Source organism: Blastomonas sp. (genome assembly GCF_030373265.1).
Lineage (GTDB): Bacteria > Pseudomonadota > Alphaproteobacteria > Sphingomonadales > Sphingomonadaceae > Blastomonas.
This window is the reverse complement of sequence record NZ_JAUCZC010000015.1, coordinates 42514-60148: the sequence shown is the minus strand read 5'-3', so window position 1 is coordinate 60148 and position 17635 is coordinate 42514. Positions and strand designations below refer to the sequence as shown.

General features: G+C 66.5%; 9 protein-coding genes. 2 read left to right on the top strand and 7 right to left on the bottom strand.

Annotated features, from left to right (window positions below):
* Together QUV11_RS10535 and QUV11_RS10530 are read left to right on the top strand one after the other, a co-directional pair.
* Positions 1–489: a DUF59 domain-containing protein gene (locus QUV11_RS10535; protein ID WP_300882481.1), complete on the top strand. Its 489-nt coding sequence runs from the start codon at positions 1–3 to the stop codon at positions 487–489.
* Entirely contained in the window at positions 486–845 is a 360-nt protein-coding gene (locus QUV11_RS10530) for an iron-sulfur cluster assembly accessory protein (RefSeq protein ID WP_300882424.1), read from the top strand. Before QUV11_RS10535 ends, QUV11_RS10530 begins: the two co-directional genes overlap by 4 nt.
* 21 nt (positions 846–866) lie before the next feature.
* Here QUV11_RS10530 and ribB read toward each other — a convergent pair whose 3' ends face one another.
* The 7 genes from ribB to QUV11_RS10495 all read right to left on the bottom strand — a co-directional run bounded on the left by ribB (position 867) and on the right by QUV11_RS10495 (position 17245).
* Entirely contained in the window at positions 867–2150 is a 1284-nt protein-coding gene (ribB, locus tag QUV11_RS10525) for a 3,4-dihydroxy-2-butanone-4-phosphate synthase (RefSeq protein ID WP_300882422.1), read from the bottom strand.
* A gap of 64 nt (positions 2151–2214) precedes the next feature.
* Positions 2215–2832, bottom strand: a complete 618-nt coding sequence (locus tag QUV11_RS10520) for a riboflavin synthase (protein ID WP_300882420.1) — start codon at positions 2830–2832, stop codon at positions 2215–2217.
* Positions 2833–2875: 43 nt separating this feature from the next.
* The gene (gene ribD / locus QUV11_RS10515; RefSeq protein WP_300882418.1) at positions 2876–3859 is read right to left on the bottom strand and encodes a bifunctional diaminohydroxyphosphoribosylaminopyrimidine deaminase/5-amino-6-(5-phosphoribosylamino)uracil reductase RibD; all 984 of its coding nucleotides are present in this window, start codon (positions 3857–3859) and stop codon (positions 2876–2878) included.
* Positions 3856–4215, bottom strand: a complete 360-nt coding sequence (locus QUV11_RS10510) for a hypothetical protein (protein ID WP_300882416.1) — start codon at positions 4213–4215, stop codon at positions 3856–3858. The genes ribD and QUV11_RS10510 overlap by 4 nt, the downstream gene beginning before the upstream one ends.
* 57 nt (positions 4216–4272) lie before the next feature.
* Entirely contained in the window at positions 4273–7371 is a 3099-nt protein-coding gene (locus QUV11_RS10505) for a CHAT domain-containing protein (protein ID WP_300882414.1), read from the bottom strand.
* Complete coding sequence (locus tag QUV11_RS10500; RefSeq protein ID WP_300882412.1) at positions 7368–15584, bottom strand: hypothetical protein; 8217 nt, start codon at positions 15582–15584, stop codon at positions 7368–7370. Before QUV11_RS10500 ends, QUV11_RS10505 begins: the two co-directional genes overlap by 4 nt.
* Positions 15584–17245, bottom strand: a complete 1662-nt coding sequence (locus QUV11_RS10495) for a ShlB/FhaC/HecB family hemolysin secretion/activation protein (RefSeq protein WP_300882410.1) — start codon at positions 17243–17245, stop codon at positions 15584–15586. Before QUV11_RS10495 ends, QUV11_RS10500 begins: the two co-directional genes overlap by 1 nt.
* Between the last annotated feature and the right edge of the window lie 390 nt (positions 17246–17635).

Here is a 17635-nt window from a genome sequence, read left to right as displayed (position 1 = left end):
ATGAGCGAACAGGGCAAGATCATGGTCGATGAAGTCGAAGCGGTGGAAAAGCCGCCGCGTGCGCGCGTCGACAAGGCGATCGACACCACCGGGCCCGAGAGCGCAGGCGAGCGGTATGCCCGCAAGCGCGACTACCTCGCCGGTTTCCTCGAGGAAAAGCCGCAGGACGTGGCCGCAGGCGAGCCCGGCGGCGAAGTCTACGAGGCGGTGATTGATACGCTCAAGAGCATCTACGATCCCGAAATCCCGGTGAACATCTATGATCTGGGGCTGATCTACGGTGTCGAGGTCAGTGATGGCCATGCGATCATCACCATGACGCTGACCACGCCGCACTGCCCGGTGGCCGAATCGATGCCCGGCGAGATCGAACTCCAGGTCGGCTCAGTGCCCGGTGTCGGCCATGCCGAGGTCAATCTGGTCTGGGATCCGCCGTGGGATCCGGGCAAGATGACCGACGAGGCCAAGCTTGAAATGGGAATGTTATGAACACCACCACAGCCACCCGCACGCGCCCCGCCGCGCTCACGCTGACCCCGTCGGCCGAGGCCCGTATCGCGCATCTGATGCAGACTGCGCCTGCAGACGCGATCGGGGTCAAATTGTCGACCCCGCGCCGCGGCTGCTCGGGGCTGGCCTATTCGGTCGACTACGTCACCGAAGAGGTGAAGTTCGACGAGAAGATCGAGACCCCGGGCGGCGTGTTCTATGTCGATGGCGGCTCGGTGTTGTACCTGATCGGATCGGTGATGGACTGGGTCGAGGACGATTTCACCGCGGGCTTCGTGTTCGCCAACCCCAACGCCAAGGGCGCATGCGGCTGCGGCGAGAGCTTCACCGTCTGACGCAGCCGCGCGCTGTGTCCGTTATCCCTCAGGCGTGATCGGGCGCTCGCCGACGATCGACAGGCCATAGCCGTCCAGCCCGACCAGGCTGTGGTGCGAATTGGTCAGCAGTTCCATGTCCTGCACCCCCATTTCGGTGAGGATCTGCGCGCCGATACCGTAATCGCGCAGTTCTTCCATATCGGCGACCGCCTCGCCCGATTTCAGGCGGATTGCCTGGCTCAGGCTGTTGATGCCATGCCGGTTGAGCAGCACCACCAGCCCCGAGCCTTCTGCACCGATGATTTCCATCGCGCGCTCGAGCAGGCCCGATCGCGCGCCGGTCTCGCCGAAGATGTCGGTGAACGGGTTGAGCACGTGCATGCGCACGAGCGTCGGCTTGTCGGGGTCGACATGGCCCTTTTGCAGCACGGTCTGCTCGGTCTTCTCGGCCTTGTTGTAGAAGACGATCGCCTTCCACTCGCCGCCGAATTCGCTGGTGAAGCGGACCTCGGCGCGCTTTTCGACCAGATGGTCATGGCGGCGGCGATAGGCGATCAGGTCGCGGATCGTGCCGATCTTCATGCCGTGGATATGCGCAAACTCGATCAGATCGTCGAGCCGCGCCATCGTGCCGTCGTCGTTCATGATCTCGCAGATCACGCCCGAGGGATTGAGCCCGGCGAGCCGCGAGACATCGACCGCCGCCTCGGTGTGCCCGGCGCGGACCAGCACGCCGCCATCGCGCGCCATCAGCGGGAAGACATGGCCGGGGGTGACGATCTCTTCGGGACCCTTGCTGGGGTCGATGGCGACGGTCACGGTGCGCGAGCGGTCCGCCGCGCTGATCCCGGTGGTGACGCCGGTGCGGGCCTCGATCGAGACGGTGAAGGCGGTCTCGTGCCGGGTGCCATTGTGCCGCGCCATCAGGTTGAGACCCAGTTCCTCGACGCGGTCCTTGGTCATGGCCAGGCAGATCAATCCACGGCCGTATCGCGCCATGAAGTTGATCGCATCGGGGGTCGCCATCTGCGCGGGGATGATCAGATCGCCCTCGTTCTCGCGGTCCTCGTCATCGACCAGGATGTACATGCGGCCGTTGCGCGCCTCGTTGATGATTTCCTCGGCGGTGGCCATCACCCCGGCAGGGTCGCGCGATAGATAGCGCTCGAGCTTGCCCAAGGTGTCGGCGGTGGGGTTCCAGTCGGGCTCGCCGAGCTTGCGCAGCGAATTGGCGTGCAGCCCGGCGGCGCGGGCCAGCCCGGCGCGGCTTTCAGTGCCACCCTCGATGATTTCGACGATTCGTTCGATAAGCTGTGCTGACATCGGAATATCCCTTCGGAGACTCCGTTATCACATTACAATGTGCGAGGTAAAGACCAGATCACATTCAAATGGACTTGGCGGCATGGACCTCGTTCATCCGCATCAGATAGCGCGCGAGCACATCGATCTCGAGGTTGACCGGATCGCCCGGCTGCAATGCGCCCAGCGTCGTCATTTCCCAGGTGTGCGGGATGATGTTCAGGCCGAAATGAACCGCGCCATCGGCCTGGTCTTCGTGGCTGTTGACCGTCAGCGACACGCCTTCGACGGTGATCGACCCCTTGGCGGCGATATAGGGCGCGAGCGCGTGCGGGGCCGTGATGGTGAAGCGGATCGAATCGCCCTCGGATTCGCGCGCGACCACGCTGCCCATGCCGTCGACATGGCCGGTGACGATGTGCCCGCCCAGTTCGTCGCCGATCTTGAGCGCGCGTTCGAGATTGAGCCGGGTGCCTTGCTGCCAGCGTCCGGCGCTGGTCTTGCTGACGGTTTCGGCGCTGATATCGACGGTGAACCAGTCGTCGCCCTTCGACGTCACGGTCAGGCACGCGCCCGAGCATGCGATCGAGGCGCCGATGGCGACGGTGCTCATGTCATAGCCGCAGCGAATGCGGGCATGCAGATCGCCGCGCTGCTCGATATGGTCGATGGCGCCGATATCGGTGATGATGCCTGTGAACATGGTCGTCCTGTGTGTTGCCCGTCAGCGGGCGGGTTGCGCAAGGTCAGCGTATCCGCTGGTAGCTTTCCATCCGGTCGTTGCCAAGCAGCCGCGTGTCGGTGAGCCGCCAGCGACCATGCGCGTCGGCCAGCCGATCCAGCCCGATATCGCCCAGAGCGGCCTTGCCGGACCCGATCAGCACCGGAGCGCGGTACAGCAGCAGCCGGTCGACGCTGTCGGCGGCCAGAAACGCGGCAGCCACTTCGGTGCCGCCCTCGACCATCAGCCAGTCGACGCCATCGAGAGAGCCGATGTCACCGGGTGAGGCAAGCGCGGTCCACCCTGCAGGCGCATCGCCCATCCGGCTGAGCAGTACGCGGCGCGGTGACCGTATTTCCAGCCCGGCCAGCCGCACATCGAGCCGCGGCGCGTCGGCGCGATACGTGCCGCCGCCGACCAGGATTGCGTCGTGGTGCGCGCGTTCGACGTGCGTATGCGCACGCGCCTGCGCGCCGGTGATCCACTGGCTCGATCCATCGGCCAGCGCGATCCGGCCGTCGAGCGATGTCGCGAGCTTGAGCGTGACGAACGGACGGCCCAGAGTCTGGCGGGTGATGAAGCCGGCGAGGCTGGCGCGGGCTGCCGGTTCGGCAATGCCCGTCTCGACCGCGATCCCGGCCGATGCCAGCCGCGCGGCGCCCTCGCCATTGGTGCGCGGGTCGGGATCGAGCGTGCCGATGACGACGCGCGCCACCCCGGCCGCGACCAGCAGGTCGGCGCAGGCGGGGCCGCGCTGGCTGTCATGCGCACAAGGCTCGAGCGTGACGAAGGCGGTGGCGCCGCGCGCGGCCTCCCCCGCTGCTGTCAGCGCCATCGCTTCGGCATGCGGGCGGCCGCCCATAGCGGTCCAGCCGCGTCCGACGACGCGGCCCTGGCGGACCAGAATGCAGCCTACCGAAGGGTTGGGGCTCGACAGCGCACGCCCGCGCAGCGCCAGCGCGATGGCGGCGTGCATCCAGTCCGCATCAGACCGGGTGCCTGGACTCACTCGGTATCCATGCCAAACTGTTCGGCCAGGCGGCGATATTGCGCCTTGCGCTCTTCTTCCTTCGCCAGCCATTCGGCTTCGATCCGGTCGTTCTCGGCCTGGTTGGCAACGTTCTCGGCCGCGATCTGGTCATCGCTTCGCCCGGGCTCGAAGCTTGTCACCCAGGTGATCTCCGGCCGCTTCCATTGCACCTCGAAGCCCGATTCGCTGATGAACGCCGAAAAGATGGTGGTGGTCGCCGCCAGCGCCGCAAACAGAAAGCGCCATTTGTGGTCCTGCTGGTCGAACCAGTAGGTCTTGAGGTCGCCTACGGCGCGGATCGGCGAAATGTCACGAAAGAATCCCATGACCGTCAAGATAGGGGGCTTTACCCGTCTTGACCAGTATCGCCGTCCTCGCCCTGTCGCGGGCGCTTATTGCACCAGCGGCTTGGTGCCGTCGCCCAGCAGGATGAACGCCGCCCAGTAATAGGGGTGCGACGTCAGCGGGTCATCCATCGCCGTACGCTGCGCCTGTGCCAGCGAGGCGTTCATCGCGACCCCCGAGCCTGCCTTGAACAAAGCCGAGATAAGGTTTTCGGTGGCGTTGAAGTCGTCGGGCACCGGCCAGTGGCTGGCCAGCACCGATCGCGCACCGGCGCCGACGAAGGCGCGCACCAGGCCATCGAGTGCGAAGTTGCCACCGGTTTCGATCCCCGCTTCGCGCGAGGCCGATACCGTGGCCAGGCCTGCGGTATCGCACGCCGACAGGATCACCAGATCGGCATCGAGCTTGAGGTCGAAAATCTCCTTGAAGCTCAAGAGCCCGTCCGACGTGCTGTCGCCGAACGAGGTGACCAGCGCCGGGCGGGCGGGGCATTCGGGGCGCGGCGCGGTGACCAGCCCGTGGGTGGCGAAATGCAGGATGCGGAAATCGTCCAGATCGTTACGGCCCAGCAGCGCGGTGTCGCTGAAGGCGCTCTGGGTCAGCACTTCGGCCTTGCCTGCACCCAGCACGCCCTGTGCGAGCTTGAGCTCGGCAGGCGAAATCGGGTCGAGCCAGGTGTTGATCGGCCATTCGCAATCCGCTTCGCGACTGGCCGAGGCCATGCGGATGCGTTCGGGCGGCTCGGCATTCTGGCCAAGCCCGAGATAGGCCTGCTTGCCCCGCGCCGGCGCGATGGTGCGGACATCGGCGAACGAGCGCGGCGACACCGCAATCGAGAAGCGCCGGTCGCGCCCGAACCAGGCGATGCCGGTGAAATCGAACGGATCGGCATCGATCGCGGCGGTGCGTTCCAGATAGGCATCGACGCCCTTCTGATCCTCGACCAGCAGACCCGGCGGCAGCTGCAACAGCGCGCCGTCGGGCTCGTAGACCAGATGCTCGATCCCGGCGAGGTCCTGGCCCAGCCCGGGGAACAGCGCTTCGTACAGCGCCTTGGCCTCGACCACGTCGAAGGGATAATTGGTCGGCTGTCCGTTCTCGATCACCACGATCGAATCGCGCAATTTGGCCACCGTCTTGTCGAGCTCGGCGCGGGTCAGCGCGATGTTGATGGTGCGCACGCGATCGGGCGTGATCAGTTGGCCATAGGCCTGCTGGCCGACAAAGCTGACCTTGTAATAGCCTTCGCCCGGTCGCAGCAGCTTCTGCAGTTCGGCGAGGGTCACCGATGTCGGCGAGAGCACGCGATACTGCGAATACTGGCCCAGCCGGGATTGCAGCGCGGTCTGTTCGTTCTGCTGATTGGTCAGCGATTCGCGCGCGAGCGCGAGTGTCGCTGCGTCGTCCGCGGTCGGGGCGGGCAGGGCTTCGAGCCGCTGGATCTCGGCGCTGGTGCGCGAGATTTCACGGGTGCGGGTCACAGCCAGGCGGAACAGCGCAGAAGCCTCGTCATTGCCTTCGGACAATTCGCGCGCCAGCACCGCCTGGGTCTGGGCAACCCCGGGGCGCTGCAGCAGCTGGCTGGCGGTGAACATGCGCGATGCCACCGATGGGTCCGAATCGGCACGGACCGCAAGCTGCGCGAAATAGGGGCCGAGCATTTCCTTCATCGATCCGCGCGCGCTGGGCACCGCCTCGCCCTCGGCGACGATCTCGTCGTACAGCGCGATCGAGGCATCGGCCTCGCCGCGCCGCGCCAGGAACGCAGCCAGCCGCGCCTTGGCGCCCAGCAGGCCTGGCGATTGCGGATAATCCAGCCGATAGATGTTCAAGGCGTCGGTCAGCCCGGCGCGGGCGCTGGCAAGATCGCCTTGCGATTCCTGGATCAGCGCGCGCTGGGTGGCGACTTCGGCGCGCAGCCATCCTGTCGAGCTGATCCTGCCGCCCCGCACCGCGACGATCATGTCGATGCCCCGCTGCAATGCGTCGAGCGCATCGGCGCTTTGACCGGACAACCGCAACGCCGTGCCGCGCAGCAGCAGCGCCTGTCCGTCGAGGATCTGCGCCCGTTCGGTTCCGGTCAGGCTGCTGTCGACGCCGCCCAGCCGCTTGAGCCCGGCATTCTCGCGGTTGATGCGGTCGGCGAGCATCTTGGTGATCTCGCCCTGCGACAGCGAAGATTCGCCGACCAGCTCGGTGTCGACCGCCACCGGGCGATCGAGAAACGCGATCGCGGCCGCCGGGTCACGCTGGTTGATCGCGTCGATCGCGCGGAAGTTGCGGATCATCCGCTGGGTCACGCCATCGCTCGAGGCGACCACCCGGTCGGCGCGCGCAAACAGCGCGCCTGCGGTGGCAAAATCGCCCATGTTCGACTGCTGCAGCGCCTGGTTGGCGAGAAACTCGGCGGTCCGTTCGCCGCTGCCCATGTCGCGCGCGGCCAGCGTCTCGAAAAACTCTGACGACTCGGCATAGGCCCCGTAATTGTTGCGGGTGTAGGCCTCGGCTCGTGCGGATTCTTCATCGAGCGTGCCGGCCTGGATGCGGGCAAAGGCCGCAGGGTCGCTGACCTGGGTCGTGGCGACATCGACAGCGCCGGTCACCGGGCGGTCGGTGACCACCGTCGCCAGCGCCAGCCGCAGGGCGGAATCATAGCCCGCAAGCCCTTCTGCGATATACACCGTGTCGCCGCGCACCGCGGTATACAGCCGGTAATCGACCGACGCCTTGGGGTCGCGGCATTCGATGACGGTGGCGCCGCCGACATTCTCGACCTCGGTGACCTGCCGCTCGCCGCAGGTGAGACGGCTTGCGGCGGCCTGCAGATAGCTCGCCAACCGGTCGCCGTCACCGCCGCGCAGCGCATATAGCGACCCGACGGGGCTGGCCGCATCGCGGCACACCACGCGATAGCCGCGGTCGAACATGCTGGTGAGCGCCGCATCGGTCGGACGGTATTGTGCGGTGCACAGCACGCCAGCCGATCCGATGCGGAAGCTGTCGCGCAGCGCGATCGCGCCTTCGGTCTGGGCGGACGCCGCACCGGGCAGCACGCCTGCCAGGCCCAGGCTCAGAGCCATCACCGCGCTGCCGCTGCGACCGAGGGCGCGCCGCAGCGCACGGTGTCTGGACGGGGTGCGGATCATGGCTGGCCTCCGGTTTCGGGCATTGGCGTGGGCAGGGGCTGGTCGAGTTGCAGATTGGGGTTGCCACCGCTGGTCACCGGCTCGGCGATGATCGGTTCGACGCCGAGATTGCGCGTGTTGACGATGGTCACCGGCGGCATGATCGGACGGCGTGGAGCCGCTTCGCCGCGCGCGGCGGCTTCGGCTGCCGCCTCGGCCTCTTCCTGCTCGCGTTCGGCCTGGCGTTCTTCAGAGGGCTGCGGCGGGGTCGGGCCGGCATGCGATACGATCGTCGGGCCTTCTTGCGATATCGCACCGCCATCGCTGTCGCCGCCGCCGCTGCTGCTGCCGCAGCTGGCCGCATTCAGGGCGCAGCCATTGACGCTGGAGTTGGCGGTAAAGCCGGTGATGGCGCTCGCTCCGCCCTGTCCGGACGAGGGCGGGAACAGCAGATCGCGCACCGACGAGCCATTGCGCACGACATCGCCGCTGTCGAGCAACTGGCCGTAGATCACCATGTCGATGATGCGGGGCTGCGACGACTGCGATTCGATCGGATTGATCTCGACGCTTCCGACACGGCCGAAGAAGCCGGCGTTGAGCAGGGCGGTTCCGGTGTTCTGAATCAGCAGGGTGTCGCCGACGTTGAACACCAGCCGCGATGCCTGGATCACGCCATCGGGCCGCGATGGCGTGATCGGCTGAGCAAGCGCGGCGTCCCGTCCCGTAAAGGTCGGGTTCTGAGCCAGCTGCTCGAGCAGCGAGGCGCTGGCGATGTGGATGGCGTTGGCGCGGATCGAAAGCACCCCGCCCGGCGAGCTGCCATTGAGGAAAATCCCGCCGGTGTCGGCGTTGATCTCCACCCGTCCGGCCCCGAGCGCAACGCGGTTGGCCGAGGCCATGGAATTGAAGATCGCGTTGCCGTTGACCCGGATCGTGCTGCTCGTCTCGAACGCTAGCGAGCCTTCGGCGCCATTGAGGTTGGCGCCGCTCGATGCGCCCGATCCGTTGAGCGTGAAGTCGCGGATCTCGATACCGATGCCGCTCGATCCTGAGAAGGGCGAACGCACGATGATGGCCCCGGCGCGCAGTCGCGACATTTCGCTGGCATCCAGAATATAGCCTTCGCCGCTGGCGCTGCCGCCAATCAGCATTCTGCCGTCGCCGCTGTTGGTCAGCGTCAGCGTTCCGGTGTTGGCATCACCCAGCGCACCGTTTTGCGACAGCGCGATATCGCCCGAACTCACCAGAATGGTGGGCGCGGTGGCGAGACCTCCGAACGTCGCGGTGCCACCGGTCTCGATCGAGATGCGGGTGCCTGCCGTGATCGCTGCATTGGCCGAGAAGCCGTCGTTGGACGCAGCCGTCAAGGTCCCGGTGGTGACCGGACCGCCGATCGTGATGCTGCCGCCGACCTCCGATGGCGTTGTCGCCAGCAGCGCGGCAAGGTCGATGGTCGAGATCAGACCCGCTGCCGGGATGGCCGAGCTGTTGCCGATATAGGCCGTGCCCGATGCGCCGGTGGCAATCGCGCCGGTGGTCACCGATTGCGAGGCCAGCAGCACCGCCGAGGTGCCGGAGGTGACGTTGCCGGTGGCGAGGCTTCCGGTCATGGCGGCGGCCAGGATCGCATTAGTGGCGTTGAGCGCGCCTGTGGTCACCGTACCACCGCGCACGCGGATTTCGTTGGCCGAGGTGATGGCTCCGGTGGTGAGGGCTTCGGTGCTGCGCAGGAACGCGCTGCCGCCGGCGTTGATCGCGCCGGTGGCAATGCTGGTGGCATTGCCGACATTGCCCTGGCCATCGTCCGAGCCGATACCAACCGAGCCAAAGCTGTCGATCGTTCCGGTGGCAATCGCGCCATTGGCGCCCAGCCCGACGCTGAACCCGGTCGTCGGGGCTCCGCCCGGTCCGGTGGTGCGCAGATTGCCCAGCGTCAGGTTGCTGCCGGCGATGGCGCCGATCCAGCTTCCGGCGGTGATATCGCCGCCGGTGACCGACCCGGTCGCCGAGAACTGCGTGTTCGCCGAAGAGGTAAGCGTGCCGAAGCTGAGGTTGCCCGCGTTCGCCGCCATGGCGATGGCGCCTGCGGTGCTGGTGACATTGGCGAGCGCCAGCGATGCGCCGCCGATGTTCACCGTGCCGCCGGTGATCGCGCCGATCGAGGTGAATGTGCCTTCGATCGAGCGCAATTGCGCCGCGCCCGTGGTGGTCACCCCGCCGATGCTGACCGCGCCCAGTCCGTCGACCCAGACCGATGTGCCGGTCAGCGTTCCGGCGGTGATCTGGCCTGCTGCAGCCAGCAGACCCACCGCTCCGCCTGCGGTCACCGAACCCACCGCGATATTGCCACTGGTGGCATTGAGCGTGGTGTTCAGCGTCGAGGTCAGGTCCTGGACCGAGATGCTGTTGGCGGTGATGGCGATGCGGCCGTTGGTCGCGGTGATCGGACCGTTGACGGCAAAGCCGGTGCCCAGGCCGACCACGAAATTGCCCGTCTGGATGGGGCCGGTGACCGTCAGGCTGCCCAGCGTGCGCACCGGTGCGGCTGCGAAGACGGGGCTGGGATCGCCGCCGATGAACGAGGTGTTGTCATCGCCGCCACCGTCATCCAGCAGCGCAGACATCGAGGAATTGCCGATATAGAAGAAGCGGTTGGCAGCCGTGCCGGTGGTGATGCCGCCATTGATCGCGATATCGCCGTCGACCAGCAGGATCACGCTTTCGCCGGTGGAGAGCCCGCCGCTGGTGAAAGTGCCGGTGCTCAGGGCGCCGATGGTGCGGGTGGACTGGATCGATCCCACCTGGATGTTGCCGGTGGCTGCCAGCCCGACGCCGTAATTGGCCTCGGACAGCGCCGATTGCGCCACGATGTTGCCGCCGCTGATGTCGCCGTCCGCGAGCACCTCGAAATTGAGGCCGGTGGTGACATCGCCGAAGCTGACCGAGCCGATGGCATCGAATTCGGTTTCTTCCAGCGAGGTCACATTGCCGACCGCGATATTGCCGCCTCCCGTTTCAAGCGCGATGAACTCGCCCGAATCGAGATTGCCCAGGCTGATATCGCCGGTATCGGTGAGCGCCAGGATATAGCCGCCAGCCACGATGTCCGAGGTGAAGATGCCGCCCGAGGCGAAAATCTCGACGAAATTGCCCGCGCTGATTGCCCCCGTGCTGACACCGCCGCCGAACAGGCTGATGTGGTTGCCCGCGTTGAGGTTACCCAGATTCAGGCCGCCGCCCGAAATCGAGATGATGCCGCCGGCATCGATATCGCCCAGATTGACCAGCCCGCCCGCCGAAGCGCTGAAATCGCCGAAGAGCTGGAGGTTGGCGCTGACGATGATGTCGTTACCCGAGAGGATATCGATCGCATTGGCGGTGATCGTTCCGGGATTGACCGGGGTGGTCACGGTATCGGGTACGAACGTGCCCGCCGAAAGCCCGATGGTGTCCGCCGCCAGTGATCCGTTTTCGACCAGCACCGACAGCGCATTGGGTGTCGCGAAGGTGAAGGTGCCCGCGACGTTGAGCGTGCCGTCGTTGATCGCGATGAAGTCCTCACGCGGGTTGGGCGCTGGCGCATTTCCGGAGGTGTTGATTACCAGGCTCTGCACATTGGCATCGCTCAGCCGGACGACGACCTGCGAGCCTGTCTCATAGAAACTCTGTCCCGCAACCGCGCCGCTGCCGGCAATGCCCTGCGCGATACCCAGGATGTCGCCGGCTTCCAGAATGCCGCGATTGCTGGGTGTCTCGAAGCGTTCGGTGACCAGCACGGCCACGCCGCCGCCGGTGCCATCGCCGCCATTGCCCGCGATCGCGCCCAGTCCGCCATCACCCCCGATGCCGGAGGAGAACAGCGAGACGTCCCCGATGGTCACTCGCGATCCGCGCACCAGCAAGGTGGATTGGCCGCCCAGGCCGGCGCCGCCATTGCCGCCGTTGCCATTGCCCAGCGATCCGGTGCCGCCCGCGCCACCGATGCCGCCAAAGCCGAACGCCTGGACCAAGGCATCGCCAATTTCGGCAAAGCCGATGTTCAAAGGGCTCGCCGTGCCGCTGAACGTCCCGATCTGGTTGAAGCCGCCCGTGCCGGTACCGCCGACACCGCCGATACCGCCTGCGCCGGACAGGCCGATGCCGCCTGCACCCCCGAAGCCGCCGACACCATTGGACGTCAGCAGCGCGTTGCCGACCTGAAGTTGGCCATTGCCCGCCGATCCGAACAGCTGGGTGAAGCCGCCCGTGCCATTGCCGCCGGCTCCGCCTGCGCCACCCGTGGTGCCGCTCAGGCCGTCGCCGCCATCTCCGCCTGCGCCTTCGGCAGACAGCGTCACATCGGCAAAGCTGATAACGCCGGTTGCCGGGCCGCTGGCAGCAACCAGCGTGGCCTCGCCGCCGGTGCCGTTGCCACCCGCGCTCCCGGCGCCGCCATTGCCGCCGAGCCCCTTGGCACTGATGGTGATGCTGGCGCCTGTCAGGGTCGCGCCGGTCACCCCGGCACGCGATATGCCGCCTATTCCATTTCCGCCGACACCCGTGCCCAGCACGTTGCCGCCCTGGCCGTCTGCCTGCATCAGCGCCGCGCCGCCGACCGTCAAGGTGCCCGCGATGCCGCCCAGCGTGCCCAGTTCATTGAGGCCGCCGGTGCCGACGCCGCCGGTGCCCGTGTTGGCGATTCCACCAAAGCCGTTCGCCAATTGGGTCAGCGTGCCTGCCGTCGTGACCGATCCGCCGCCGGTTCCGAAGACGACCATCCCGGTGCGCCCGGCCGTCGCCGCGCCGCCGTTTCCGGTGACAAGCGAACTGCCGCCTGTCGCCGAGGCATCGAGCGAGGTGTCGCCGTCGATCTGCAGGGTGCCCGATTGCGCCGAGGAAACTGCAACACCGCCGGTCGCCAGCCCGATGATCCCGCCATTGGTCGATCCACCAAAGGCCGTCGCGTCGGCAAACAGGCTGCCAGCTATGGTGATCGCGCTGCCGACATCGCGCGCTTCGACAAAGGCGCTGCCCGCGGTCGCGGTGCCGGTATTGCCGATCCCGCCAAAGCTGCTGCCCGCGCCGGCAAAGGCCGAGAGGAACGCGCTGTCGCCCAGATTGATCTGGCCGTCGACGCCCAGCGTGATGATGTTGGCGATGCCGCCCAGCGCGGAGCCGCCTGCGGCATCGTTGATGCCGTCGCCGCCGAATGCCGACGCGCTGAGGAAACTGGTGCCGGTGATGTTGACCGTCCCGGTCTGCGCGAACACCTGCGCGGTGCCGCCGGTCCCGTTCCCGCCCGAATATATGCCGCCATCGCCGCTGCCGCCTTCGCCATTGGCGGTGATGTCCAGCAATCCGCTGATGCCGATGATCGCGGTGGACGAAATCGTGCCCACGATCGCGGTGCCGCCGGTGCCGTCGCCGCCCGAACCTGCGGTCAGTGAATCGCCGCCGATACCGGATGCCCGGGCTATTCCGTCGCCGCCGATCGACAGCGTTCCCACGCCGGCGCCCAGATTGGCGAGCCCGCCGATGCCGTTGCCGCCGCGGATGCCGCCCAGATTGCCGCCGCCAAATCCGCTCGCATCGACCGTGGCCGTGCCGCCGATGGTGATGGTGAGATCGTTGACCGCGATGCGCGCATCGCCACCGGTTCCGGTGCCCGCAATGCCATCGCCGCCACCCTGGTTGACGTCACCCTGACCGGTGGCAATCACGTCGGCGTTGCCGGTGATCGCTATGACACCAGCCGTTCCTTGCGAAATCGATGCCGTGCCGCCGTTGCCGTTGCCGCCGTCAATCCCTGTCAGCGCGGTGCTGAAGACGCTGCCGCTGGCCGACACACCGATATCGCCGACGACCGTGATCGCTCCACCCAGCGTGGCGACCATGCGCGCATCGCCGCCAAAGCCGCTTCCCGAACTGCCCGAACCGCTGGTGGTGGCCGAGCCACCAAACCCATCGGCCCTGATCTGGGCGCCGCTGAGCAGATCGATCTGGCCCGTGTTCTGCGCGGCGATCTGGGCGCTGCCGCCGATGCCGTTGCCCGCAAAGGTTCCCAATCCGCCAAAGCCAAAGGCATCGACCTGTGTGGTTCCGCCGATCGTCAGATTGCCGCCAGCGGCGTTCTGGAAGATGATCGCACTGCCGCCGGTGGCGTTGCCGCCAAGCGTTCCGGGATTTTCGCCGGTGCCGCCATTCGCGCCGGCGCTGATCGAGGCATCGCCAGCGACGCTGATCAGGCCGCCGGAGCCGCCCATGCTGAGGCTGGCGGTGCCGCCAGTGGCCGCCCCGCCTGACGCTCCGGCCAGTTCCCCGGATGTGCCGCCAAAGCCGAAGGCAAGCAGCGACAGGTCACTGAGGAAATCGAGCGTGCTCGCGCCCTCGGTGCTGACGAAAATCTGACCGCCGGCACCGGAGCCACCATTTCCTGCATTCGCTCCGCTGCCGCCAAAGCCGGTGGCATCCGCCAGAAACGCATCGCCAAAACGCATGAGATGGCCCGAGCCTTGCGCGAAGACGTCGATCCGTCCGCCAAAGCCTGCGCCGCCGGTGCCGGTTGCAGAGCCGCCGTCCGGGCCGCCAAAGCCGCTGGTCACAAGCTCGGTCGTGCCATCGATCAGCAACGTGCCGCCGCTGCCCAGCGTAAAGACGCCGATAGTGCCGCCGCGCCCGAAGTTGCTGCCAATCCCGTTGGTTTCGGTGCTTCCGGCAAAGCCTGAGGCATCGGCCCGCAGGCCGCCCGCAATCGCGATCAGGCCGCCATCGAGCGCCGCGATTTCGATGATGCCGCCGGTGCCGCTTCCCGCCGTGCCGCTGCTGTCGTTGGACCCGCCAAAGGCAACGGCGGTCAGTTCGGCGTTGTTCGACAGGCTGATGACACCGCCATTGGCCGCACGCAGGCGCACCGCACCGGCCACTGCGTCGGCGCCTTCGGGCGCCTGTTCGGCATTGGCCGACAGCCGCAGGTTGCCGCCGACATTGATCGAGGCGGTGCTGCCATCCGCGTTGAACAGGGCCGAGTTGGCTCCAAAAGCCTGCACGTCGCTAAAGAAATTGAGGTCGCCGCCAAACGACTGACCAATGAAATCGCGCGAGGCTGCGGCAACGAACGACGAAGTGATATCGGCCGGAGACACGACGATGTCGGCGGCCTGGGCCGGATTGACCTGCGAGCTGGTGTCGATGAAATCGCCGAAGACATTGTATCCGGCCGACAGGATGATCGAGTTGCCGATCACATCGACCGCGCCGGCGATGTCGAAGCCAAGCTGGCTGCCGGCGCCGATCGCCATCGTGATCGCGTTGTTCTTGGGCACTGCGACCATATAGATGCGGTGATTGTCGATGCTGCCGCCACTGGCTGGTCCGCTGGTGACGCCGTTATGGCTGATTGCGGTGTTTCCGGCACCGGCATCGCCGTCGGTTCCGGTGGTGACTTCGATGTTGAACAGCCCGCCAAAGCCGAACGAGATGGTGGCAGCCTCCGCGCCGACCATCAGCGCCGATCCGTTGACATCGACCACACCGTTCTGGCGGATGATGGGCGCAACCATCGCGACATAGCTGTTTTCAGGCGTCGCCTGGATCAGCGCGCCCGGATCGATCTGGATATAGCTGGTGGAAGAGCCCGCAGGTCCGAGAGTGAACGATCCTGCGCCGTTGATGAACGCGCCGTTGCCATCGACCACCGGATCGAGGCTGGACAACAGCAACCCGCCGACATCGATCACACCGGTCGAGCCAACGACCACGCCGCCGGGGCTGTAGAACCAGACATTGCCGCCCGAAACCAGCCCGGCGCCGGTCTGCAACTGGCTGATGATCGTGCCGTTGAGCGCGATCGCGCGACCGGGGTCGTTGGGGATGATACGATTGAGGACGGTGAATTGGTTCTGAAAGCTGGGGTTGTTGCGATAGACAACGGTGCGGCCATTGGGCAGGAAGTTGATCACCCCGCCACCGATACCCATGTCGTTGGTCGTCCAGTTTATCACGGCCTGATCGGTATCGACCTGGATGTCGTCGTTGCCGGTCGTTCGGTTGATGACCACGCCACCGGAAACGACCGTGGGGTCGCCTTCATACGCCTGCGCGTGCGCTGTCCCACACCCGCCGATGGCAAGCCCGGTAGCCAGCGCCATGCCCGAAGTCGCCTTGGCGAGCATCAAGCGGCGCGTCGCGCCGGTCGCAGGCGCAGCAGACATCAGCTTGCCAGTGATCGTCTTGGTGGTGCGGTTATAAGCCATCAGCGGGCTCCCCAGGGCAGTAGCAAGGTGGTGAGAGTGAACAGGACACGCGGATCGGGTGTGTCGACCAGCAGCCCGGCGCGTTCGGTGGGGACGGCAACGGTGACGTCCAGACGGAACCGGTCGTTGAGCCGGGCGCGCACGCCGCCGCCGACCGAGCTTAGCCGCTGCGGATCGCCAAGGCGGCCATCGTCCCAGGTCCAGGCGACATCCATGAAGACGAAGGGCTGGAACGAGAAGTCCCCGGCCTTGGCCGGCGAGATCTGCGGTCCGCGCAATTCGACCGAATAGCCGGCGCCGTCATCGCCGATGATCGTGCCCGGATCATAGCCGCGGCCGATGGTGAAGTTGCCGCCCGAGAACTCCTCGAAGCTGAGCACCGGATCGAACGCGATCTGGCCGCGCCCGCGCACGAACACCGACAGATTGTCGCCCAGCGCGGCTTCGGCGGCGATCTCGCCGCGGACCAGCGTTGAGGTCGGATCGCCATCGCCGCGCGTCGTGGGCGTGCGCACCAGTGCGCAGACGAAGTTGCACGCCTCGCTTGCGCCCAGGATGTCGAGCCCCTGGCGCAGTTCGACCTGACCGCTCATCCGCCAGCGCGGCGCGGCGCCATTGGCCATGTCGATCGCTTCGCCGGCAAGCAGGGCATAAGCCACGCGGATGCGGTCGCGTGACAGCGGTCCGATGAAGTCGATGTCCTGGTTGACGTAATCGAGGCCGATGGTGCTGTAGAGCGAAGCCGCCTGGCTGCGCAGCAGCGGATAGCGCGCCTCGATGGTCGCCAGCAAGGTGGTCGCCTCGATGCTGGCATTGACGCCTGCGGGCAGGTTGAGCTGGGGCTTGGTCCAGGCATAGGTGAAGCGGCCGCCCAGGGTCAGGCCTTCGTTGCCGACCCGGAATTCGTGCCCCGCCTGGACGATCTGCTGCTCTTCGAAATCGAGCGTCGAATAGGCCGAGATGTAGGTGCGATCACCCATGCCGGTGAGGCCATAGAATTGCGCGCGCAATTGCGCGCCATAGGGTCCGGCATCGCGCGCGGCCATGTTCTGGACGTTGAGATCGACCTCATAGGGGGTGCGGCGCACGGTGACGTCGCCGATCAGCTCGCCCGGGCCCGTGCCGGCGGGCACCAGGGTAAGGCGGATGTCATAGCCCGGCAGGTCGCGGGCAAGCAGCAGATAGCGCTCGGCCAGCTTCTGGTTGAACACCGTGCCGGTGGTCAGCCGCTCCAGATAGCTTGCGACCAGTTTCTCGCCATTGCCCGCATCGCCGCGCACGCGGATCGAGGTCAGCTTGGCATAGAGCACCTCGAACTGGACGATGCCGTTGTCGATCCGCTGGGTCGGCACCTGGACCGCGGCGATATAGCCGTCGCGGCGCAGCTTGGTTGCGACCGCGTCGCGGATTTCGCACAGGACGGCGACCGGTTGCTCGGTGCCGACATATTGCTCGTACAGCGGACGCAGTTCCGCGGGCGCGACCGGACCCAGATTGTTGAAGCGCGCCTCGGTCAGCGTCAGCCGGACATTGGCATAGGCCGGGTCAGCCAGCGGACACGGTGCGCGCTCGATGTCGCCTTCTACCGTCAGACGGGCAGGGCGATCGGCGCGTTGCTGCACCGGGCGCTCGATTTCCTCGCGGGTGGGGGGCGAGGGCACGTTGACCTGCTGGGCATGGGCCGTGGTCGTGCCAAACAGCCCTGCCGCGAGGGCAGTACCCAGAAAAACACGTGATGTGCGAGTGTTGCGCGTCGCCAAAGTTACCCCCATTTAACCATTACGGCGCGAGGGTGTCGTGGCAGAAACTGTCACCCCCAACCGGATAGCGGAAAGCAAAGCGGTAGTTCCACTTTTTGCTTCCCCGGGCGACCTTGGCACGGGTCTTAACCCAGCCTCCTTCCCGGAGCAACCCGCAAATGCCGGGCCGGCGCGGATTTGTCCAAAGTTAACATGCGTTTGGATTGGTGGCGTAAACGCCGTTACATCGCATGTAACGTCCGCTGTTTCGGCAATCATTTGAACCAATTGGCAGGTGCCCGGTGGATCGGG

Coding starts and splice junctions, on each gene's coding strand:
- QUV11_RS10530 (WP_300882424.1), top strand. CDS start 486: ATGAACACCACCACAGCCACCCGCACGCGCCCCGCCGCGCTCACGCTG.
- QUV11_RS10535 (WP_300882481.1), top strand. CDS start 1: ATGAGCGAACAGGGCAAGATCATGGTCGATGAAGTCGAAGCGGTGGAA.
- QUV11_RS10520 (WP_300882420.1), bottom strand. CDS start 2,832: ATGTTCACAGGCATCATCACCGATATCGGCGCCATCGACCATATCGAG.
- QUV11_RS10500 (WP_300882412.1), bottom strand. CDS start 15,584: ATGGCTTATAACCGCACCACCAAGACGATCACTGGCAAGCTGATGTCT.
- ribB (WP_300882422.1), bottom strand. CDS start 2,150: ATGTCAGCACAGCTTATCGAACGAATCGTCGAAATCATCGAGGGTGGC.
- QUV11_RS10505 (WP_300882414.1), bottom strand. CDS start 7,371: ATGATCCGCACCCCGTCCAGACACCGTGCGCTGCGGCGCGCCCTCGGT.